At 53.7% G+C, this 22,278-nt stretch carries 18 protein-coding genes and 1 tRNA gene; 10 read left to right on the top strand and 9 right to left on the bottom strand.

Annotated features, from left to right (window positions below; genetic code table 11):
- Positions 1 to 42 precede the first annotated feature (42 nt).
- A tRNA-Leu gene (locus ACJJI8_RS07720) sits at positions 43 to 129 on the bottom strand.
- A 243-nt stretch (positions 130 to 372) separates the two neighbouring features.
- On the opposite strand from ACJJI8_RS07720, the gene rnr reads away from it, so the two are divergent.
- From rnr to ACJJI8_RS07735, 3 genes are all read left to right on the top strand, one after another.
- The gene (rnr, locus tag ACJJI8_RS07725; RefSeq protein WP_444934710.1) at positions 373 to 3,111 is read left to right on the top strand and encodes a ribonuclease R; all 2,739 of its coding nucleotides are present in this window, start codon (positions 373 to 375) and stop codon (positions 3,109 to 3,111) included.
- 12 nt (positions 3,112 to 3,123) lie between these two features.
- Positions 3,124 to 3,879: a 23S rRNA (guanosine(2251)-2'-O)-methyltransferase RlmB gene (gene rlmB / locus ACJJI8_RS07730; protein ID WP_444934711.1), complete on the top strand. Its 756-nt coding sequence runs from the start codon at positions 3,124 to 3,126 to the stop codon at positions 3,877 to 3,879.
- 783 nt (positions 3,880 to 4,662) lie between these two features.
- Positions 4,663 to 6,606 carry an RCC1 domain-containing protein gene (locus tag ACJJI8_RS07735; RefSeq protein WP_444934712.1) on the top strand — a complete coding sequence of 648 codons (1,944 nt, stop codon included), beginning with the start codon at positions 4,663 to 4,665 and terminating at the stop codon, positions 6,604 to 6,606.
- Positions 6,607 to 7,063: 457 nt separating this feature from the next.
- On the opposite strand, the gene ACJJI8_RS07740 is transcribed toward ACJJI8_RS07735, so the two are convergent.
- Entirely contained in the window at positions 7,064 to 7,870 is an 807-nt protein-coding gene (locus tag ACJJI8_RS07740; RefSeq protein ID WP_444934713.1) for an isocitrate lyase/PEP mutase family protein, read from the bottom strand.
- Between the two features lie 222 nt (positions 7,871 to 8,092).
- Positions 8,093 to 8,920: an alpha/beta fold hydrolase gene (locus ACJJI8_RS07745; RefSeq protein WP_444934714.1), complete on the bottom strand. Its 828-nt coding sequence runs from the start codon at positions 8,918 to 8,920 to the stop codon at positions 8,093 to 8,095.
- Between the two features lie 353 nt (positions 8,921 to 9,273).
- On the opposite strand from ACJJI8_RS07745, the gene rpsF reads away from it, so the two are divergent.
- From rpsF to ACJJI8_RS07775, 6 genes are all read left to right on the top strand, one after another.
- Positions 9,274 to 9,717 (top strand): 30S ribosomal protein S6, encoded by a 444-nt coding sequence (gene rpsF, locus ACJJI8_RS07750; protein WP_282930240.1) that lies wholly within the window; start codon positions 9,274 to 9,276, stop codon positions 9,715 to 9,717.
- A 12-nt stretch (positions 9,718 to 9,729) separates the two neighbouring features.
- Positions 9,730 to 9,960: a 30S ribosomal protein S18 gene (gene rpsR / locus ACJJI8_RS07755; RefSeq protein ID WP_108731487.1), complete on the top strand. Its 231-nt coding sequence runs from the start codon at positions 9,730 to 9,732 to the stop codon at positions 9,958 to 9,960.
- Between the two features lie 43 nt (positions 9,961 to 10,003).
- Complete coding sequence (locus ACJJI8_RS07760) at positions 10,004 to 10,846, top strand: YybS family protein (protein ID WP_413664135.1); 843 nt, start codon at positions 10,004 to 10,006, stop codon at positions 10,844 to 10,846.
- Positions 10,847 to 10,882: 36 nt separating this feature from the next.
- Complete coding sequence (rplI, locus tag ACJJI8_RS07765; protein ID WP_282930238.1) at positions 10,883 to 11,329, top strand: 50S ribosomal protein L9; 447 nt, start codon at positions 10,883 to 10,885, stop codon at positions 11,327 to 11,329.
- 109 nt (positions 11,330 to 11,438) lie between these two features.
- The gene (gene dnaB, locus ACJJI8_RS07770; protein ID WP_108731490.1) at positions 11,439 to 12,881 is read left to right on the top strand and encodes a replicative DNA helicase; all 1,443 of its coding nucleotides are present in this window, start codon (positions 11,439 to 11,441) and stop codon (positions 12,879 to 12,881) included.
- 54 nt (positions 12,882 to 12,935) lie between these two features.
- Positions 12,936 to 14,027: a winged helix-turn-helix domain-containing protein gene (locus tag ACJJI8_RS07775; protein WP_444934715.1), complete on the top strand. Its 1,092-nt coding sequence runs from the start codon at positions 12,936 to 12,938 to the stop codon at positions 14,025 to 14,027.
- Here the strand turns inward: ACJJI8_RS07775 and ACJJI8_RS07780 are convergent.
- From ACJJI8_RS07780 to ACJJI8_RS07805, 6 genes are all read right to left on the bottom strand, one after another.
- Entirely contained in the window at positions 14,017 to 14,706 is a 690-nt protein-coding gene (locus tag ACJJI8_RS07780; protein ID WP_444934716.1) for a DUF6515 family protein, read from the bottom strand. The genes ACJJI8_RS07775 and ACJJI8_RS07780 overlap by 11 nt on opposite strands.
- Before the next feature lie 111 nt (positions 14,707 to 14,817).
- The gene (gene speB, locus ACJJI8_RS07785; RefSeq protein WP_413664138.1) at positions 14,818 to 15,690 is read right to left on the bottom strand and encodes an agmatinase; all 873 of its coding nucleotides are present in this window, start codon (positions 15,688 to 15,690) and stop codon (positions 14,818 to 14,820) included.
- A gap of 63 nt (positions 15,691 to 15,753) precedes the next feature.
- Positions 15,754 to 16,947: a carboxynorspermidine decarboxylase gene (nspC, locus tag ACJJI8_RS07790; protein ID WP_444934717.1), complete on the bottom strand. Its 1,194-nt coding sequence runs from the start codon at positions 16,945 to 16,947 to the stop codon at positions 15,754 to 15,756.
- A 69-nt stretch (positions 16,948 to 17,016) separates the two neighbouring features.
- Positions 17,017 to 18,210, bottom strand: coding sequence for a saccharopine dehydrogenase family protein (locus tag ACJJI8_RS07795; protein WP_444934718.1), 1,194 nt, complete (start codon positions 18,208 to 18,210; stop codon positions 17,017 to 17,019).
- Positions 18,211 to 18,282: 72 nt separating this feature from the next.
- The gene (speA, locus tag ACJJI8_RS07800; RefSeq protein WP_444934719.1) at positions 18,283 to 20,205 is read right to left on the bottom strand and encodes a biosynthetic arginine decarboxylase; all 1,923 of its coding nucleotides are present in this window, start codon (positions 20,203 to 20,205) and stop codon (positions 18,283 to 18,285) included.
- Between the two features lie 232 nt (positions 20,206 to 20,437).
- Positions 20,438 to 21,124 carry a DUF6515 family protein gene (locus ACJJI8_RS07805; protein ID WP_444934720.1) on the bottom strand — a complete coding sequence of 229 codons (687 nt, stop codon included), beginning with the start codon at positions 21,122 to 21,124 and terminating at the stop codon, positions 20,438 to 20,440.
- Between the two features lie 293 nt (positions 21,125 to 21,417).
- On the opposite strand from ACJJI8_RS07805, the gene panC reads away from it, so the two are divergent.
- Positions 21,418 to 22,266 carry a pantoate--beta-alanine ligase gene (gene panC / locus ACJJI8_RS07810; RefSeq protein WP_444914939.1) on the top strand — a complete coding sequence of 283 codons (849 nt, stop codon included), beginning with the start codon at positions 21,418 to 21,420 and terminating at the stop codon, positions 22,264 to 22,266.
- Positions 22,267 to 22,278 lie beyond the last annotated feature (12 nt).

Consider the following 22,278-nt stretch of genomic DNA (forward strand, 5'->3'; position numbering starts at 1 on the left):
AACGAAAAAAGGCCGACTCTTGCGAGTCAGCCTTTTTGGAATTGGTGCCCAGGAGAGGACTTGAACCTCCACGACCGTAAGGTCACTAGCACCTGAAGCTAGCGCGTCTACCAATTCCGCCACCTGGGCAAATCAACGTGTGCTCCGTTGAGGACGCGAACTATAGAGATCTGCCCCCCCTGTGTCAACGGCTGCGTTGCGCTTTTTTCATCATTTTTTTCTTAGGTCGGGAAAATTGGCGAAATCGCTTATAATGCGTGCAGTAGCGGCGAATTATTGACCAGGAATCCACCACCAACGCCGCCTTTCTTTATGGCCGGATAATCTCCGGAGGTTGCCAAACTTGGCAACTGCCCAACAACGGATGCTGTTTTGACTCAAAAAAATACCTCAGACCCCTTCAATATTGACCCTCATGCCCAGCGCGAGGCGGAGAAATATGAAAAGCCCGTGCCCAGTCGGGAGTACTTGTTACAAGTTCTTGAGAATCAGGCGGAACCTGTGCCCTGGGAAGCGGTGGCCGATTTACTGGAAATAGCCGATGAGGATCGTCGCGAAGGGGTAAGGCGCCGTTTGATCGCCATGTCCCGGGATGGGCAGATTGCCAGCAACCGCGCCGGTGATTTTGGTGTACTGGATAAAATGAGCCTGATACGCGGCCGGGTTATGGGGCACCGGGATGGCTTTGGTTTTGTTATCCCCAGTGATGGTGGCACCGATCTATTTTTATCCCATCGACAGATGCGTAAAGTCTTTGATGGTGACGAGGTATTAGTGCGGGAAACCCCCGGAGGTTTTCGCGGTAAACGCGAGGGCGCTGTTGTCAGGGTGATCAAGCACAATACCGAGCAGCTGGCCGGGCGCCTGTACCGGGAAAACGGCATTTGTTTTGTGCGCCCGGATAATCCGCGCATTAATCTGGATATTATGGTGGCCTCTGAGGACACCGCCGGAGCTGATCACGGCCAGTATGTTGTAGTAAAAATAGTTACCCAACCGGGCCGGGATAAAGTGCCGCAAGGTAAGGTTAGCGAAATTCTCGGTGACCACCTTGCACCGGGTATGGAGATCGATGTTGCGATCCGCAACCACGGAATTCCCCACACCTGGCCCAGTGCACTGACGGCTGAGGTCAATGAAATCGCCGATGAAGTACTTGAGGATCACAAAAAATCCCGGGTGGATCTTCGCCAGCTGCCGCTGGTTACTATTGATGGTGAAGACGCGCGGGATTTTGATGATGCGGTCTACTGCGAACTTTTACCCGACGGCAACTGGAAATTACTGGTAGCCATTGCCGATGTTTCTCACTATGTGCGCCCGGGTAGTGCGTTGGATGAGGAGGCGCACGGCCGTGGAAACTCGGTTTATTTTCCGGATTTCGTTGTACCCATGTTGCCGGAGAAATTGTCCAACGGCCTTTGCTCCCTAAACCCCGATGTTGATCGGCTGTGTATGGTGTGCGAAATGCACATCAACCGAAGCGGTGAAATTCAGGACTATCGTTTCTTTGAGGCGGTTATGCGCAGCCACGCGCGCCTGACTTACACCCAGGTAGGGCAAATACTCGATGAGCGGGATAACCGCGACAGTGGTGCCCGCAAGCAATTTGCGACCCTGACTCCGCACCTGGACAACCTGCACGATCTTTACCAGGCGTTGCGCGAAGCGCGGGAGCGCCGGGGTGCTATTGATTTTGAAACGACTGAGACCCGGATAATATTTGACGCCCAGCGAAAAATTGAGCGGATTATCCCGGTGGTGCGCAACGATGCTCACAAGCTGATCGAAGAGTGTATGCTCGCGGCCAATGTCTGCGCGGCGAGTCTGATGGAGCTATCGGAACTGCCCGCACTCTACCGGGTGCACGATGCACCCAAAGAGGAAAAGCTCAGTAATTTGCGCGAGTACCTGGGTGAATTGGGGCTGCGCCTTCCCGGTGGTGGTGAGCCACAGCCCAAAGATTTCCAGGACCTGATGGAGCAGATCGAGGGCCGTGCAGATGCGCATATTATTCAGGTGATGCTGCTGCGTTCTATGAACCAAGCGGTTTACCAGCCGGAGAATCGCGGACACTTCGGTTTGGATTACCCGGCCTATGCCCATTTCACCTCCCCGATTCGCCGCTATCCGGATTTGCTCCTGCACCGGGCGTTGCGCTGGTTGATACGCAACGGCAGTGCCAACCAAGCTGCGGTGGTAAAAAAAGTTCACTCGGTGCCCGGTGCCAAACCGATAGCTCGCGAGCAGATTTTGCCCTACGACATGCCGGCCATGTTGCAACTTGGGGAGCAGTGTTCCCTGACCGAGCGGCGTGCCGATGATGCGACCCGGGATGTGCTCAGCTGGCTAAAATGTGAATACCTGCAGGATCATGTGGGTGAAACCTATTCCGGTGTTATCAGTGCGGTAACCGGCTTTGGATTATTTGTGGAGTTGGATGATCTCTACGTGGAGGGGCTGATTCATGTCACCGCCCTACCCAAAGACTATTACCGCTTTGAGCAGGCGCACCAGCGTCTTATCGGGGAGCGCAGTGGCAAGCGTTACCATTTGGGTGACTCTGTCACCGTGCAGGTTGCACGGGTGGATCTCGAAGAGCGCAAGGTGGATTTCACCTTGAATGAACTGGTCCCACGCGCCAAGCGTGAGTCGAAGAAAAAGAAAGAGAGTACGCGGGTGAGTGCCCGGGCAATGGAAATGGCAGTAGAACATCAGTTGGAACGCGAGCGCCGGGGCCGCGATAAAAAAGAAAAGCCCAGCAATACCAGTGCTAACCCCTGGGCCAAGCATACAGAGACCACAGCCAAGCCCTCGCCTTTCCGCAAGCGCAAGGTAGGCTCAGATGAGGCTGTGCCAGTAGAGACCAGTGTTGAAGCCCCTGTAGCAAAACCGGAAAAAGAGCTGCTCAATAGGCGAGGTGAAGGCGGGCAAGGCGAAGATGCCCAACCCAAACGCAAGATTAAAAAGCGTACCCCGACACGCAAGGGCGGAAAGCGGCCTGCAGTGGCGGCTCGTAAAGCCGCGCAAAAGGCTGAAAAGACCAAAACCCGTTCGGGTAAATTAAAAAAGAAGAAAAAGGTTTCTTCTAGCAGTAAAAAGAAAAAGTGATCGAGGAATAAATTGAGTCAGGAAGTTATCTATGGCCTGCACGCGGTGCAGGCCCTCCTAAAAGGTTCTCCGCAGAATGTATCGGAGCTTCTATTACTGCGTGGCCGCAAGGATCAGCGCCTGCAAAAAATAATCCAGCAGGCGGAAAAAAATGATATTGCTGTGCGCTTTATTGACCGGAGAGCGCTGGATGAAAAGGTTGAGGATGGCGCTAACCACCAGGGTGTTGTTGCCATCTGTTCTGGCAAAACAAAGGTACACGATGAAAAATTCCTGTTCGACCTGCTAAAACAACTGGATCAGCGCGGCGAAGTGCCTTTCTTATTGGTGCTGGATGGCGTCACTGACCCCCATAATCTGGGAGCCTGCCTGCGCTCGGCAGAGGCTGCCGGAGTCCATGCGGTGATTGCACCAAAAGATAAATCCGCCGGACTGACACCAACAGCCCGAAAAGTGGCCTGCGGCGCTGCCGAAGTATTGCCCTTTGTTACCGTGACTAACCTGGCTCGCGCATTACAGCAGCTGCAACAGGCGGGAGTGTGGATATATGGCGCAGCCGGTGAGGCGAAACAGGATGTATACCAAAGCCAATTAACTGGCCCCCTGGCGCTGGTTATGGGGGCCGAGGGCAGTGGCTTGCGGCGCCTGACTAGGGAACACTGCGATCATTTGATCAAAATTCCTATGGCGGGAGAGGTAAGTAGCTTAAATGTTTCTGTTGCCACGGGTGTTTGCCTGTTTGAGGCTGTGCGTCAGCGCAACGGCTAAGGGGCCTGTATGACCTGTACTGGCTGGGGAGAATTTATCTCTGGGCGTACAGGTCGGTGCTTATTATATCCATAACGTTATTTCCAGATAGCCTCTGACGGGCTATCGATAAGTTCCCCTAATTCTTCCTGTCACTAAATCGAATTGCAAAAAGCAAAGTTTTGCAACGTTGCTGCGATAATAGCTTTCGCTATATTTTTAATCTGCAGTAATAATTTGGTTTTAGTATGGAGCATCGGGTTTTTGCTTTATTCTCATATTCGATGGCTTTGTTTAATCAAAGCAACCATAAAGCCAGTTACAATTAACTTGTTGCCGTTAAAGCGCGGAAGTGTCCTCTAAATAATTGGACCTAAAGCCCACTTGATCTGCTGGCGCGAATGATCATTTAAGTTTTATCGGTCTTGTAAGGTAACCGTTTTTTTGTAGTGTTTAGAACGATGAGAGTTTAAATATAAGTAATTGGATATGTTGCAATTGCTGATGATAAAAATCCCTAGCAGAGCTATAAACTCAAAAGTGGATTTAAGGGTGTCTGCTGATTGAAAAGATAAGTATATCTTCACCGAGTTTTAGGTCTGGTTCATTTTAATTAGTACTCATGTATCTAAATGTTTTGTTCGTTTTTATTTAAATAATATTAGGTCTTATTCATTGGTGAGTCGTATTTTAATACCTTTATAGATTTGGAGTCGGCTGAAATATTTGTAATTTGAAGGCCATTTGAATTGCTATATGGTACTTGGCTTTTTATTATGTCGGCTTTACTGGAGGGGGGTTTATATGAACGGAGTTACGGGCCAATATCAATCTTGGCATTTGCACATTTTGCACATTTTGCACATTTTACGTTTCGGGTTATTCACGCTCACTATTGGCCTGCTCAGTGCTTGTGGCGGAGGGGGTAGCAGTAGTAATAACGGCAACAGTGATGGTGATGGCAGTGGTAGTGGTGGGACAGATACCGTAACGCTGGAAAGTGTAGGGCTGGAACAAGATAGCACCAATGAATACCAGTATTTCTTAACGGCCTATTACAGTGACGACTCTTCTGCCGATGTTACTGAGGATGCGGACTGGTCTGTGAGTGATAGTAATCTGGCCACTGTTGATGCTGGGGTAATCACACAACTGAAAGCAGGCTCACTCACCCTAACAGCAGTTTATGAAGGGATGAGTTCAGAAGTAGATATTGAGTTGCCCGTCCTTCTTGAAAGTTTGCAGATGAGTAGGGATTCCACTAATTTTGATCAATATTATCTCACGGCCCACTATAACGATGACACCTCAGTGGATGTTACCGAAGAGGCCGAGTGGTCGATCAGTGAAACCAGTTTGGCAACCGTAGAGCTTGGCCTTATTACCGCCCTGCAGAGTGGCTCAGCAACTCTGAGCGCCTCATTTGAGGGCGAAATTGCGGAAATGGAGATTGAGCACCTTGTCTATGTGCGTGAGGTTGTTTCCACAGCATTTAGTTTTGTAGCTTTAAAAAATAATGGCTCGGTCGTGTCATGGCCTGATGACGGTTTTGCTGCGCATACTTTTGATGCGGTGAGTGCCAACTTGACCGGCGGTGTAGTAGAAATTTTTACTACAGAGGGTGCTTTTGCTGCATTGAAATCTGATGGTTCTGTTATTACTTGGGGGGGGACTTATGGTGGGGACAGTAGCTCCGTGAGTGCCTACTTGGCGGATGGTGTCGTTAAGGTTTATCCAAGCGCGAAGGCATTCGCTGCATTGAAGTCTGATGGATCTATTGTGACTTGGGGGGATAGTAATTGGGGAGGTGATAGCAGTGATGTTAGTGCTCAGTTAGCCAGTGGAGTTGAGGCTGTCTATGCAACTAAATCAGCTTTTGCTGCGCAAAAATCGGATGGTTCCTTAGTGACCTGGGGGGATTCTTCTGACGGAGGCGATAGCAGTGCTGTAAGTGAAGAAATTTCCAGTGATGTGGATACTGTTTATTCAACAAGCACATCTTTTGCCGCACTCAAGTCCGATGGTTCGGTTGTCACTTGGGGGTCTTCTGCCACTGGTGGGGATAGTAGTGCGGTAAGCACAGAAATCTCCAGTGATGTGGAAACTGTTTTTTCATCAAGATCAGTATTTGTCGCACTCAAGTCAGATGGCTCTGCTGTGGTTTGGGGAGGTAGTAATTGGGGTGGCGATAGCAGTGAGGTTAGTGCAGAAATTGCCAGCGGTGTTGTGGAGGTCTTTGGGAGTGGCGGGGCTTTTGCTGCCCTGAAATCTGATGGTTCGGTTGTTACCTGGGGCAATGCTGACTGGGGTGGTGATAGCAGTAGTGTGAGTGACCAGCTTGTGAGTGATGTAGATACCATCTCTGCATCGAGCCGTGCTTTTGCTGCTGTTAAATCCGATGGTTCTGTTGTCACCTGGGGGGATAGTGAATTTGGAGGCGATAGTAGCGAGGTCAGCTCTGAGTTAACTGGTAATGTAGAAGCGGTCTACTCCCTTAATGAGGGCTTTGCGGCATTAACGACGAGTGGATCTTTAATCACCTGGGGTGGGGGCAGAACTGATAGCAGTAGTGTTAGTGAACAACTGGAGAGTGGTGTATTAACAGTTTCTGCATTGGTAGAAGATTTTACAATTTACATTCCTTCCAGGGGTGATGGAGCCTTTGTGGTGCTAAAAGACGACAAGTCTGTCGTAACCTGGGGCGATGAGCTTAATGGAGGTGATAGCAGTGGTATCGACTTTTATTAAGTGATAAGTATATCGGCAAGAGCGAGAAATATTTATCCATCGCTGATGTAAATACCACTTGTTGACCTGGTAGATATTGCAGCGTAGGTAAATCTTGAGCCGTCAATCAAAGCAAGTCTTGGTTGTCGGCTCTTACCTTAATAAATGCGTGGATTTTCCAATACTCACCTTTTGTATTAAGTGCACTTCAGCACTATTGCTTTACAATTTAACACCTAAGCAACTATTTTATATTTCTTTATTGGGCATTCCAGTATTAGCTATTTAAGCAGTGGTGGTTTTTCTGGAGCCCTACTGAACTTTTTTATTTTAATTTCATGTTGGGTTTTTCTTATCTCAATATTTTTTCTGGTCTATGCTTGTTTTTTTATAAGAGTCACTCAAAAGGTTTGCCTGCGGAACTTTCGTAGATGGCAACAAGGCGGGCATCGATATGCCCCGGCTATATTGCCTCTCTCTATGCCTCTTTAATAAAGGCTGATTTCAGTGTGCCGTAGTCCAACGCCTTACTAAACAAATTAGTGTCAATTTTAACCGCTGCCAGCTGTTTTAATGATTTGTTTAAATGGCCGTAGACTGACTGGAATAATGCTGGTCCGGTACTAAAGCGCTTTATGCCTGCAGCAAAAAACTCCGATATAGGGGCTATTCCCGGAAGCAGCATAATATTGATTGGCAGATTGATATCCGCTGCTAGACTCCTTGCCTCCTCAACTGAAGAGAGCCCAGGCACAAAGCCGCAGTCAGCTCCGGCACTTTTATAAAGCTCTAACCTCTCTATACACATATTGATCGCTTGTTCACCGCTGGCGAGTGCATTGAGATAAACATCGGTACGGGCATTAATAAAAAGCGGGCGGCCGTTTAGTGCTTGGCGAATAGCGCCGATCTTTTCGCCGAGAGATTCGGGGGCGTCGTTACCATCTTCAATATTGATGCCTGCAACTCCCAGCGCGACCATTTTACAGGCCAGCTCCGCTACCTGTTCGGGGTTTTGGGAGTAACCATCCTCAATATCCACGGTTAGCGGTAATGAGGTTACGCGGGCAATCCGTGCGATAGCGTTCAAGTGTTCCTCAACGGGTAGCGCGCCGCCATCGGCATAACCCAGTGACCAGGCGACGGCGGCACTGCTGGTACCTACCGCTTGGGCGCCTGTGTTTTGGCAGATTAAAGCGCTGGCAGCATCCCAGGCATTTGGCAGGATCAATGGGGCGTCAGTTTGGTGCAACTTGGTGAAGGTATTGAATGGGCTGTTGTTCATCGGGATAACCTACTTGAGCGATGTCGTTTGAGTGGTGACTTTACCGCTCAAGAGATTGGTTCACTGGCCACAATCGGAACTGAACCGTGAAAACCGGAAAGACAAATAAGATTGTTGGCTGCGATGTGGTAGAAAGGTAGAGCGGACAGGTTCTATCAATACATGGCTAAGAAAGCTGTGAATTGCTTTCTTAGCCATACAGGAAAGACAGAAAAAGAAAAATCAGTTGAGAGCGGGATCTTTATGTAGCCACTGCTGTACCGCCTCAACTACGGGGGCGGGATTCTTGATCCAGCTGAGGTGAGGGTTGCCCTTGGGATAAGTGGGTTTCATCTCACGGGTTTCACCGCCGACGATCGCCGCTAATTTACGGGCGGCCTGAATAGGGGCGAAGGGGTCGCCGTCCAGCGCAATATGCAGGGTGGGCTGTCTTGTCTTTTCCATTTGCCCAAAGCGATCCTCCGGTGCAAAGCGGCCACTAAATATGGATCGGGCCCAGTCTTTCATCAGCCTGCGCGCTTCGCGCCAGCCGAATCCCATGCGCGCACCGGGGAAATAACCCAGCAGGCTTGAGGTCACACTGGCAATTGAGGCGAAGAGCAGGATGGCGTACTTGTGCAGGCCACTCCAGCTGCGGTGGTCCACATGGCCGGAGGCGATGCTGACAACCTTGGCGTTACCAGTGAGGCCGGCGCGGGCTGCCAGGGTGCTGGTTTGACCGCCGATACTGTGGCCGAGAATCAGTGCTGGCCCCTGGGGGAATTGCTGTTCCAGCAGTTGGATTAACTGCGGGATAAACGAAAACACCAGATCGTTGTAACCGTAGTCGGCATTTCGGTGCGGGCGCGGCAGGCTCTCCCCGGTGCCGGGCAGCTCGCTGATAGCGGTGCTGTAACCGAGCTTTTGCAGCTCTTCCAGAAGCAGGCGGTAGCGGTTGGCCGGTACGCCCATCGCAGGAAGTACCAATACCAGGGGGCCTTCGCCGTTGTGTACTGTGGTTACTGGTACCTGGAAGGCGCCAAATTCTAATTGGTGGGTTTGTTGGGGCATGGTACTTCTCCCTTTAACAGTCCGGCATCATAGGCGAAGCCAGCTTGCCAAACCCATGACCAGACCGCGCAGTGCTGTGTCCCAATCCGCCAAATCCCAGAGACAAGGCGAGTGGCAGGGTAGTCATTTTGATCAGCTTGCAACCGGGTGGGCGAAGGCATTGGGCTGAAGTAATTGATCAACTTGCAACCGGGTAGGCGAAGGCACAGGGCCTGATGTAACTGGTTAACTTGCAACCAATCCCACAACTGCCTAGAATACGCCGCCCGCAATGGGCCCGGTTTATCCGTGCCCGTTGTACTCCTTGCCTCATCGGACTGTCCGAGAGGCTGATTAACCCGTAAGGAGCTAAAATGCGTCATTACGAAATTGTATTCCTGGTTCACCCGGACCAGAGCGAGCAGGTACCTGGCATGGTGGAGCGCTACACTGCGTCCATCAAGGAGAGCGGTGGACAGGTTCACCGTCTGGAAGACTGGGGCCGTCGCCGTCTGGCTTACCCGATCAACAAGATCCACAAGGCTCACTACATTCTGATGAACGTAGAATGTTCTGAAGAAGCCCTTGAGGAACTGACTACCAACTTCCGTTACAACGATGCGGTTATCCGTAATCTGGTAATTCGTGAAGACGAGGCGATCACTGAAGAGAGCCCGATCATGAAAGCGGAAAAAGAAAGCCGTGAGCGCAAAGCTGCCCGTGCAGAGCGCACCGAGCGTCGCGAGCGCGCCGGAGAAGAGAAAGCTTCTTCCGACGCTGCAGAAGCTTCTTCCGATAACGCTGAAAGCGAAGAGTAAGGGGATTATCAGATGGCACGTTTTTTCCGTCGTCGCAAGTTCTGCCGTTTCACCGCTGAAGGTGTTAAGCGTATCGACTACAAAGATCTCGATACCCTGAAAGCCTACATCTCCGAGACTGGCAAAATTGTTCCTAGCCGTATTACCGGTACCAAAGCCAAGTATCAGCGTCAGCTGGCCTCTGCGGTCAAGCGCGCTCGCTACCTGGCCCTGCTGCCGTACACGGACAGCCACGAAGCCTAAGCCGCAGTTTGCTTAGACTCATTAATAGAGAAGCTATCTAGATATGCGCGCCGTAGCTGAATTTATTATGCGCGGACGCGTCAGGGCGGTAATCCTCACCATGTTGGGGATTCCGCTGATAAGCCCGGCAATTCTCGCTCTGGTGAGTTTGCGCCGAGGCAGCAGTGACGGCCTGATGGTTTTGGCCTGGGCTCTGTTGCCGATTGTCGTTATGGGTATGAGTGGTCATGTACCACCACTGGTGACTGGTATATCCGCAGGCCATTTTGTTGCAGTTTTTTGCGGCGCCATGGCATTGCGCAGCAGTCGCTCCTGGGCCGCTGGCCTGGTGGCTGTAACGGCGGCATCAGCAGCAGGCATATTGCTGACCTCTCTCTTCAGTGGAGGACTGATGCAAGGGTTCTTGCAGGCAGTCGAGAATGCAGCGGAACAGCCCAATACTGTTCCAATGGATGAACTGAAGCAGATATTTTCGGGTGAATTGCAAATTACCGGTTACCTGGGCCTGATATCGGCGATGAGCGCCACATTGGCTCTGGTACTGGGGCGTTACTGGCAGGCCCTGCTGTACAACCCCGGCGGTTTCCGCCAGGAGTTCCACCAGCTGCGCCTGCCCCTGTGGCTGTCAGCGACAAGTATGTTGTTGTGGGTAGTCAGCTTGGTAACCCCAGGCTACGCATTTTGGGGAGCGGTGATTGCGTTCCCGATGGTGGTAGCTGGTATTGCCCTGGTCCACTGGCTGGTTGCCAGTCGCGGTTGGGGAGTAGGTCCCCTGGTGGCGATGTACATCATGCTGGTGATTGGAGGGCTGCCCCTGGCGGGCTTCCTCTGCGGCCTGGCCCTGGTAGATAGCTGGATAGATATTCGCGGACGCTCTTCCAAATAAGCGCGCCCGCACAATACAGAAATTGAGGAAACCGAGATGGAAGTTATTCTGCTCGATAAAGTAGGCAAACTGGGCAACGTGGGTGACCGCGTTGATGTTAAAGCCGGTTTTGGCCGCAATTTCCTGCTGCCGACTGGTAAGGCAATTGCTGCTACCGCCGCAAACATTGCTGAGTTCGAAGCTAAGCGCGCTGAACTGGAAGCCGCTGCTGCCGCTAAGCTGGCTGAAGCTGAAAGCCGCGCTACCAAGCTGGCCGATCTGGTTGTTACCATCGCTGCTAACGCTGGCGACGAAGGCAAGCTGTTCGGTTCTATCGGCACTCGCGACATCGCTGAAGCGATCTCCGCTGGTGGCGTTGAAGTAGCTAAAGCTGAAGTTAAGCTGCCGGAAGGCGCGCTGCGCGAAGTGGGCGAGTACGACGTAGACGTACAGCTGCACTCCGACGTAATTGCTGCAGTTAAAGTCGTTATCGAAGCCGAGTAAGGTTTTGCTGACGAACGGTTGGTGCTTCGGGCGCCAGCCGCGCTACAATCGGGCGCTGCACCCTATCGGGTCCAGCGCCTGTTTTGTTTTTACTATCCAGTAAAGTTCCATGATCGACGAATACGCCGCCCCTGAAGAAGAGATCCACAGCGAAGAGAGTTCACCCCTGCCGCATTCGGTAGAGGCGGAGCAGTCTGTGCTCGGCGGCCTGATGCTGGACCCGGGCCGTATTGACGCCGTTGCCGAACAGCTGAGTGAAGAGGATTTCTTCAGCGCCAGTCACCGCAAGATCTTTGCGGTTATGGGCGAGCTGAGTAATGGCGAACAGCCCCTGGATATCGTTACCCTCGCCGAAGGCCTCGCCAGCCGCGACCTGCTCGGTGAAGTGGGTGGCCCTGCCTACCTGGCGGAATTGGCCGAAAACACTCCCTCCGCAGCGAATATCGTCGCCTACGCCAAGATTGTGCGTGAGCGCTCCATGCTGCGCCAGTTGATCGCCGCCGCAGGTGAGATCAGCCGCACCAGTTTTAATCCCGGTGGCCTTGCCTCCGCCGACCTGCTGCAGATGGCTGAGCGCCGCGTGGCGGAAATCGCCGAGGGGCGCGCCAAAGAGGGCGGCTTTGTCGGCGTGGATACGCTGCTAAAAAAGACTGTCGAGCGCATCGACGAGTTGTTCAAGACCGAGGGTGATATCACCGGTATCAGCACTGGTCTTACCGAACTGGACCAGCGCACCTCCGGCTGGCAGCCGGGCGAACTGGTTATTCTCGCCGCACGTCCCTCCATGGGTAAGACCGCACTGGCATTGAATTTTATCGAGAGCGCCATGCTCTGCCAGGAGAGCCCGACTCTGGTCTTTAGTATGGAGATGCCCTCGGACAGCCTGGTGATGCGGATGTTGTCCTCTATTGGTCGTATCGACCAGGGGCGTATCAGGAATGGCAAGCTGCAGGAAGAGGATTGGCCCAAGCTGTCCAGCGCCGTGCAGAAGATGAAGGGCAAGGCCCTGTATATCGATGATACGCCGGCACTGAGTCCCAGTGAGGTGCGCGCCCGTACCAAGCGCACGGTGCGCGATCACATCAACAAATTGATGCGCGAGAACCCCAAGTTAAGCCGCGAAGACGCCGAGGCCAAGAGTATGCCCGCCATGATTATGGTGGACTACCTGCAGCTGATGCAGGTGAAGGGGTCTACTGAGGGCCGCACCCAGGAGATCTCCGAGATCTCCCGCTCTCTCAAGGCGCTGGCGAAAGAATACGAATGCCCGGTGATTGCCCTGTCGCAGCTCAACCGGGGAGTAGAGCAGCGCCCCAACAAACGGCCGATGAACTCGGACCTGCGGGAATCCGGGGCGATCGAGCAGGATGCTGACGTGATCCTGTTTATCTACCGTGATGAATACTACAACGAGGACAGCCCGGATAAAGGGATGGCCGAGTTGATTATCGGCAAGCAGCGTAACGGTGAGATCGGCACCTGCCGCGCAGCGTTTGTAGGCAAATACACTCGCTTCGATAATCTGGCGCCGGAATACTACCAGGGCGAATAAGCCTTTCTGCTAGGTTTGCGGCTGTCGAATATCCGAGCCTAGGGGAGCCACTTCTTGTTATCCGAGCAAAAGATCCGCGCACTGGTGTTGCAACGCCAATTTATCCACAGCTCCTGGACTGAAGGATTGTCGGAGTTGTTGCAACATCTTGGCGCCCTACAGTTGGATGCTATCCAGCGAATTACCCGGGCCCACCACCACCAGCTCTACAATCGCCTGCCCCGTTACCGCGAGTCACACCTGGCTGAAGCTGAAGAGCGCCGCGAAATTTTCGAGTACTGGTCCCACGCCGCTGCCTACCTGCCAATGGCCCACTACCCCTATGCGCGGGTGCGTATGGATCGTATCCGCGCCGGTCAGCGCCACTGGTTTGAAAAGAATGCCAAGCTGTGTCGCTATGTTCTCGATCGTGTGCGAGAGGAGGGCGCCCTGCGGGCCAGTGATTTTGTGCGCACCAAGAGTGGATGGTGGGAGTGGTCTGATGAAAAGAAAGCCCTGGAGCAGCTGTTTCATGAAGGTGAGCTGATGGTCAGCCACCGGGAGGGCTTTCAAAAAGTCTTCGATCTCCCGGAGCGGATACTGCCAGCAAGAATCTCGACCAATGCTGCCTCGGAAATTGAATACGGTAGCCATCTGGTGCGCACTTTTCTGGGGTGCCAGGGGATTGGCCGAGCGGAGGAAATTGCTTACCTGCGCAGGGACGACAAACCCCTTATCCAGCTGGCAATTAAGCGCATGTTGGCAACCGGTGAGCTCACTCAGTGGGGGAAAGAGCTGATGCTCACCGAGCACCTGGACTGGGAGCCAGTACGACCATCGCGCAAAGTGCGCCTGTTATCCCCATTCGACCCAGTGATATTGCAGCGCAAACGCCTGCGCCGGCTGTTCGATTTTGAATATCAATTGGAGTGCTATGTACCGGCGGCCAAGCGCCGCTATGGCTATTTTTGCCTGCCGATTTTATACGGCGATCAATTCGTGGGGCAGGTGGATTTGAAGGCTGATCGGGATGCGGGTGTATTGCGGGTAGAGGCCCTGCACTGGGACAAGAAACCCGGTGTCTCGCTGGAGGCGAGTTACCACCGGGCTCTGGGGCAGTTTGCCCGTTTTCACGGGCTGGAAAGCGAAGCCGCGCTTACAGCTTGACGACTACGTAGACTTCCTGGCCATTGCGCTGGGTCGGCATAAAGTAATTGCCGCCATAGCGGTAGTACTGGATGCCATTGATAATTTCAGCGGCGTAGCCATTGGGTAGGGTTTCCACCACTTGTCCGGGCTGGAAACCCTCAGGGCCCGGGTTCGGGGTTGCTGGCACAGTAGCGGAAGCTGCTGCCGTTGCAACAGGAACGGCGACAGCCGGCGCAGGCGCTGGAACAACAGCCACGGGTGCTGGAGCTACAGCCACTGCAGGTGGTGCTACCACGACATAAGTTCGGGTAGCCGGGTGCCACTGATAGTAGGCATCGGCGTACTGGTAATAAGTAATTCCGCCTACATGGACTCTGACAGCACTAGTTGGCAGGGTGACTACCGAGGCGCCCAGAGGGGCGGCGACAACGACGTAACCACGGGGACCGTGGCGGTAGAAGTGTCCGCCATGGTAGTAAAAGGGACGTCCGCCAACTGCGACACGCACATGGCCAACGGGTAGTACGGGCGCAACAAATCCGATCGAAACACGTGGTCCGCGATAAACACCGCCACGGTGGTGGTGGCGATGATCTCCCCCGCGCTCATAACCGCGCGCATCGGCCGGTGGGCTAAAGGCAAAAGCGGCCAGCGCCAGGAACGCACTGGCGCCAATTACGACATTCAGTTTATTCACAGTCTCTCCAGCGAAGTGATTACTCACATTTGACATACTAACCCTTATCCTGACATTAAAGACAGGTTAATTGGTTAAGAATTGTCAAAGTGCCGGAGGCTGGATCAGTGGTCAGCGGTTGCGCTGAATGATTCCCATCAGCTTATACATCAGCTGTGCGGCGGCAAAATCATAGGCGTGAAAGCCCTCGATCGGTGCAAATTCCAGCAGATCGAAGCCGATAATCTCTCTTTGTCGCGCAACGGATTCGAATAAGTTGAGGGTCTGGTACCAGCCGAGACCACCGGGTACCGGGGTGCCGGTGGAAGGGAAGACCGATGGGTCCATACCGTCCACGTCCAGTGTAAAGAAGACTTTCTTGGGGAAATTCTCCGGTAACTGGAATTCCTGCACATTGTTGGGCACCAGTTGGTGGGCATCCAGATAGCCCACGTTGTGGTCCTTGCGGGCTTGAACTTCCTCTTCGCAATAGGCGCGGATACCCAGCTGAAATAGGGGAACACCGGCTTCTACCACTAGACGCATCACGCTGGCGTGGCTGTGTTTGTGGCCCTCATAGCGATCGCGAAGGTCGGCGTGGGCATCGATCTGCACCACGCCAAAATCGGTTTCACCGGCGTCCAGTAGCCCTTTGATAATACCCCAGGTCACCGAATGCTCACCGCCGATACCCACCGGCATCTTGCCAAGCGCCAACACTTCTTTGGTGGCTGCGGCGATATTCTCCATCACCTGTTCTGCAGGGCCGGAAACCGAGACCGGCGAGCGGGTGTAGATGCCCAGGTCACAGGGGTTGGAGAAGTTGTCAAAAGTTTCCAGTTGCCAGGATGCTTCCAGGATGGAGGCCGGGCCCTTGCCGGTGCCGCCACCGTAGGAGACGGTTTCCTCATAGGGGATGGGGATAATGTGAAAGAGGGCGTCTTCCGGCTTCGGCTGCTCGATTTCGGAGCCGAGAAAAATGGGGTATTCGTTTTCTGACAACATCTACTGGTCCTCTGGCGGAGGCAATAACTCATTGCCTGCCGCATCTATCTCTATCGGCACTGTTTAGGAGAGGCGTTCCTTAAAATCTTCGTAGCCGAAAGTTTTGATCATCTTCAGGTCGTCGGTATCCGAATTCCACAGGGCGATAGCCGGTAGGGGGATACCGTTAAAAGTATTGGTTTTCACCATGGTGTAGTAGGCCATTTCCTCGAACACCAGTCGCTCGCCAATCCGCAGTGGTTGACTGAAACTGTATTCGCCGATGCTGTCGCCGGCCAGGCAACTCTGTCCGCCCAGGCGATAGGTGTGGGGTAAGTCACCGGGGCGAGCGGCACCGGTAATTTCCGGTCGGTAGGGCATTTCCAGCACATCGGGCATATGGCAGGTGGCAGAGGCGTCGAGGATGGCTTGGTTTTCACCATTCCAGGCGATATCCACTACTTCAGCCACAAGGACTCCTGCGAACAGGGAGATGGCCTCACCGGGTTCCAGGTAGACCTGTACATTGTGCTTGTCGGAAAAGCTGCGCACCGCTTCGACCAGCTCATCCACCTGGTAATCCCGGCGAGTAATATGGTGGCCGCCGCCGAAATTAATCCACTCCATTTGTGGTATCAGATCGCCAAACTTCTCCTCCACGGCAGCGATTGTGCGCTGCAGAGGTTTGAAATCCTGTTCACATAACGTGTGGAAGTGCAGGCCACTGATGCCTTCGAGGGACTCTCCTTCAAACAGCGAGCGCACGATGCCCAGGCGCGAACAAGGGGCGCAGGGGTCGTAGAGATCGGTGTGGCCCTCGGAGTGCTCGGGGTTGATACGCAGGCCAAAACGCAGCTCTGGCCGCTGCTGTTGCATATCCAGGCACAACTCCCGAAAACTCTTCCACTGGGAGAAGGAATTGAAAATTACATGGTGGGCAAATTGCAGTATTTCCCGTAGTTCCTCATCCTTGTAAGCGGCACTGAAGACATGAACTTCCTTGCCTTTGTCGCGACCGCCGTACTCTTCGAACCCCAGTTTGGCTTCGTGCAGGCCACTGGCACAGGTCCCGGATAGATATTCAGCCACGATGGGCCCGGTGCTGAACATGGAAAAGGCCTTGAGCGCTGCCAGTACCTTGGCACCGCTGCGTTCCTGTACATCGGCGAGCAGTGCCAAATTATTGCGCAGGGCAATTTCATCGATCACAAAACAGGGAGAGGGAACGCGGTAGGGATCGAAGCTGCCGAAATAGTCAACGGGGGGAGTGAGGTCCATGGTGCGTTATATCCTGGTGCGGCGGGGCGGGCACTGGAGTCCGCCCCGCTAGGTCGGGAAAGAAGCGATTTACTGGAAGGGCTTATCCAACCAGGTTTCCTGCCAGGGCAGGCCGTACTTGTTCAGGTCATCCATAAAGGGATCCGGGTCCATCTGCTCCATATTCCACACGCCGGGCTTCATCCACTTGCCTTCCAGCATCATCTTGGCACCGATCATGGCCGGTACGCCGGTGGTGTAGGAGATCGCCTGGGATTGAACTTCCTGGTAGCAGTCCTGGTGGTCGCAGGTGTTGTAGACGTAGTAGATTTTCTCTTCGCCGTCTTTGGTGCCCCGAATAATGTTGCCGATGCAGGTCTTGCCCTTGGTCAGCGGGCCGAGGCTGGCGGGATCTGGCAGCAGCTCTTTAAGGAACTGGATAGGTACAATTTGCTGGCCTTGGAATTCCACCGGCTCAATGCCAGTCATTCCGACGTTCTGCAGAACTTCCAGGTGTTTCAGGTAGCTCTCGCCAAAGGTCATCCAGAAACGCGCGCGCTCAATTTCCGGGAAGTGCTTGGACAGGGATTCCAGCTCTTCGTGGTAGAGCAGGTAGATGTCCTTATCGCCAATGCCTTCAGGGAAGTTGAATACGCGCTTCTCTTCCATCGGCTTGGTGGTAACCCACTGGCCATTTTCCCAGTAGCGACCGTTGGCGGTGATCTCGCGGATATTAATTTCCGGGTTGAAGTTGGTGGCGAACGGCAGGCCGTGGTCGCCGGCATTACAGTCGAGAATATCCAGGGTGTGGATGCGATCGAAGTGATGCTTCTTGGCGTAGGCGGTAAATACACTGGTGACACCGGGATCGAAGCCGCTGCCCAGTAGTGCCATCAGGCCGGCTTTCTCAAATTTCTCCTGGTAGGCCCACTGCCACTTGTACTCGAACTTGGCCTCTTCCGGCGGCTCGTAATTGGCGGTATCCAGGTAGTGCACGCCGGTTTCCAGGCAGGCATCCATAATATGCAGATCCTGGTAGGGCAGGGCCACATTGATGACCAGGTCCGGCTTCACTTTTTCGATCAGCTTTACCAATTCAGGCACATTGTCCGCATCTACTTCAGCGGTGTTGATTTTGCGCGGCAGCATAGCGGCAACCTTGTCGCACTTGCTTTTGGTGCGGCTTGCCAGGGTGATATTTTCAAATACCTCAGCAACCTGTGCGCACTTGTGCGCAACCACCTGGCCGACACCGCCGGCGCCGATGATCAGTACGTTGGCCATAAAGATCTCCTTAAATCTGCGGCTAATGTTACCGCTATATTCTCAAAGGCGTTGGCGCCTCATTTTTAAAATTTATTTTTCAAAGTAGGTGTAACCGCTCATGCTGGCGGTATAGGTTTGCAAAATCTGTTTGCGTTGGGCGGCGGTAATCAACCCCTGCTTGACGGCGCGTTCTGCCAGGCGGCGGAAGCGCTCAAACAGCGCCTTGGGCTGGTATTCCACGTAGCTTAACACGTCAGAAATACTGTCACCGTGAATCTCGTGGCTGAAGTCTATGCTCCCGTCTTCCTGGATGCGCACACTCACAACATTAGTGTCCCCAAACAGGTTGTGCAGGTCACCCAGGGTCTCCTGGTAGGCGCCAATTAAGAAGGTGCCGAGAATATAGTCCTCGCCATCCTTTAGCTCGTGTAAAGGCAGGGTTTTCTGCTCTTTTTCCCGGCCAATAAAGCGGTCGATCTTACCATCACAGTCACAGGTGATGTCGGCGATGATGGCGGAGCGCGTCGGCGCTTCGTCCAGGCGGTGGATCGGCAGCAGTGGGAATACCTGATCGATAGCCCAGATGTCCGGTACCGATTGGAATACGCTCACATTGGCGTAGTAGATATCCGACAGTACCTCCGGCAGAGCTTGCAGGTCTGCGGGAATCTCTTCGGCTTCATCGAGTAATTTGCGAATATCCTGGGCGCTCTGCAGGAACAGGTTTTCCGCATTGGCGCGTTCGCGCAGGCTCACCTGGCCGTGCAGATACAGAGAGCGCACTTCATCGCGGTAGTAGAGTGCGTCGTTGTAACTCTCTTGCAAGTTTTTGGGGGTGATACTGCGCACTGCGTCCTGCAGGTTGAGCAGCATCTGGTGGTCGCCTTCGCTGATCTTGGTGTGCTCCAGCTCCACCGGCTCGAAACGGGTAGTGTCGAGAATATCGAATAGCAGTACAGAGGAGTAGGCTACAGTGGCGCGGCCGGATTCGGTGATAATCACCGGATGTTCGACTCCCTCGCTATCGAGGGTGCCCATAATGGCTTCCACTACATCGACACAGTACTCGTCCAGGGAGTAATTCTTTGAGTGGGTGTAATTGGTCTTGCTGCCATCGTAATCCACCGCCAGGCCACCGCCCAGATCCAGGTAGCCCATGGGTGCGCCTTCTTCCACCAGATCGGCGTAGTAGCGGCAGGCTTCCAAAACTCCGGTGCGGATGTCGCGGATATTCGGTACCTGCGAGCCCAGGTGATAGTGCAACAACTTGAGACAGTCGAGCATATCGTGGTTGCGCAGTTGATCGACCATGGCGATCAGGTCGTTACTGCCCAGACCGAAAATACTGCGGTCGCCACTGGTCGCATTCCAGTAGCCGCCCACCTTGGAGGCGAGTTTTACCCGTGCGCCGATATTTGGGCGCACCTGCTCGCGCTCGGCGCAGCGGATAATGGTCTCCACTTCCGAGGGCGTTTCCACGACGAAGAAAACCTGTACGCCCAGGCGTTGGGCCTGCAGTCCGAGGTTAATAAATTCCTCGTCCTTATAGCCGTTGCAAACGATCAGGGATTCGGTGTTATCCAGAATGGACAGGGCAGCGATAAGTTCTGCTTTACTGCCCGCCTCCAGGCCGTGGTTAAAGCGGCGGCCGGCATTGGCAATTTCTTCAATGACCTGACACTGCTGGTTCACCTTAATGGGGAACACGCCGCGAAAAACATTGCCGTAGCCGCAATCGTCGATAGCGCGAGCAAAGGATTCGTTAATCCGGGCGATCTGCGCTTCGAGTAAATTCTCAATACGCAATAGCAGGGGCATACCCAGGCCGCGCTCGGTGGCGCCTCGGGCAATGTCCATCAGCGAAACACTGTGTGTTACCCCGTTGGGGCCGTCGACTTGCAGTGAAACTTCACCATCTTCGTTCAAATCGAAATATCCGGCGCCCCAATTGCGGATGCCGTAGAGCTCGGCCGAATCTTCGCAAGTCCAGTCTTTTACTTGTTGCTTTTTCATGGCGCCTTTCTGTTGATATTGGCGGGCGCGAATCTTGGGCCCAGCAGGGCCGGAAAGCAATAACTATAGATAAAAAAACGCTAATTTTTGCGCACTGAAAAGTAAATGGGGAGCGAGTGGATGGCCAGCTCTTTTGCACTCTGCGACAGGGGGCTTAAGAAGGTGATTGATCTGCGCAAATTTGAGTAAAAAAAGGCGGCCCGAGGGCCGCAGGGAGGGGGGGATTGGGTAATCAGTAATAGGTCGGCTTGGGGACAACCCGGTAGCCGCGGTGGCTATGGTCCCACAGGTAGTAGGTGTCATAAGCCACGTAGTAATTGTGTCCACCGGCTACCACGGTCAGTGCTGATGCTGGCAGGCTGTGCACGATGGCGCCGTGGGGGGCCTGGGCTACTACGTAGCCGTGAGAAGCCGGGCGATAAAAAATTCCATCGCTATAGTAGAAGCCCGCTGTACCGATACTGATACTGACGAAATTACGCGGCAAGTGGCGCCAGCGGTAGCCATAACCGTAGTGCGAGGGGCGGTAGTGGGGGCGGTGGCCGCGATAACCGTGGCGGTAAACCGGTCTGTGTGCCGCGCGGTATTCGTGGCGGTGGCCCTGCTTGTGGCCTTTTCTATGCCCTTTGTTATAGCCCTCTTTATAGGCGTGGCGAACTTCGCGGCGGTGCTGGCGCTCCTCTCTGCGTTCACGTCTGCGCTCTTCTTTCTTGCGCTCTTGTCTGCGGCGTTTCTTTTCCTGCTGGCGGTCGTGATGCTTGTCGTGCTGTTTCTTTAAGTGGCGCTGCTCGCGTTCGGCTCTTCCATATTTGTGGTGGTCGTCCATGGCGCGCTGGTGCCCGCGATGTGACTCGGACAGGGCGGGTGCTGCGATCAGCAGCAGGCTTAGGGTGGCGATGGCAGTAGTGAGGTGTTTCATAACATCTCTCCCGAGCGTGGGGCTCTTTTCTTTCAGATCAGGTCTTTTGTGTATCTTGGCGTGAAGTTTGCCCTGGCGGGTCTGAACACTTCCTGAACTGAATGGGGTAAAATTCGGCGGCAATCGACGGCGTCGATAGTGACTAGCAGTTCAGGTATGGGCAGAGATTGTCTGGCGGGGCCACAGGCTGGATTCTGCGGCGAAATCTTATTGAGAGCGGCAATTTTGCTATGTTGAGACACCTGGTCTCAGCGAGTATGATGCCGCGCTGATTCATAGTGAGCGGTAGCAAGATGCAAGTCTTCCACCACGTAGCAAGTCTGCGCGAGGCGCTGGCCCAGGCCCGCAAAGACGGCAAGACCGTCGGCTTTGTGCCAACCATGGGCAATCTGCACGATGCCCATATAGAGCTGGTCAAAATCGCCCAGCAACACTGCGACCTGGTTGTGGTATCTATCTTCGTCAACCGACTGCAATTCGGTTTGAATGAGGATTGGGATAAGTATCCGCGCACTATGGAGCGGGATATGGCCCGCCTGCGGGAAGCGGACTGTGACTTCTTGTTCCATCCGGATGAGAGTGAGATTTACCCCAACGGCATGGACCAGCAGACCCGCGTGGTTTGTCCGGCGATGACCGATGTCCTGTGCGGCGCGAGCCGACCGGGTCACTTTGAAGGGGTCACCACCGTAGTTTCGAAGCTTTTCAACATTGTGCAGCCGGATAAGGCTATTTTCGGGATTAAGGATTTCCAGCAGTTAGCAGTGATCCGCCGTATGGTGGAAGACCTGTGTATGCCGGTGGAAATTGTGGCGGCGCCGGTGCACCGTGAGGAAGATGGCTTGGCAATGAGCTCTCGGAATGGTTATATCACTGCGGAAGAGCGACCGAAGGTTGCCGTGCTCAACCAGTTACTTAACTGGGCCAAGGATGAAATTGTGGCTGGACGCCGGGATTTCGCCGACCTCGAGACAGAGGCGCGCAAGCGAATTGAAGAGAGTGGCTTTCGAGTTGACTACTTCTCCATCTGTTACAGCAAGGATTTACAGCCAGCGGCAGATGACGATAAAGAAATCACGATCCTGGGAGCTATGTACACCAGTGCAGCGCGCCTGATCGACAATGTTTCCCTGGAACTCTGAGGGGCATCCAAC

The organism is Microbulbifer maximicatervae (SeqCode) (assembly GCF_052467695.1).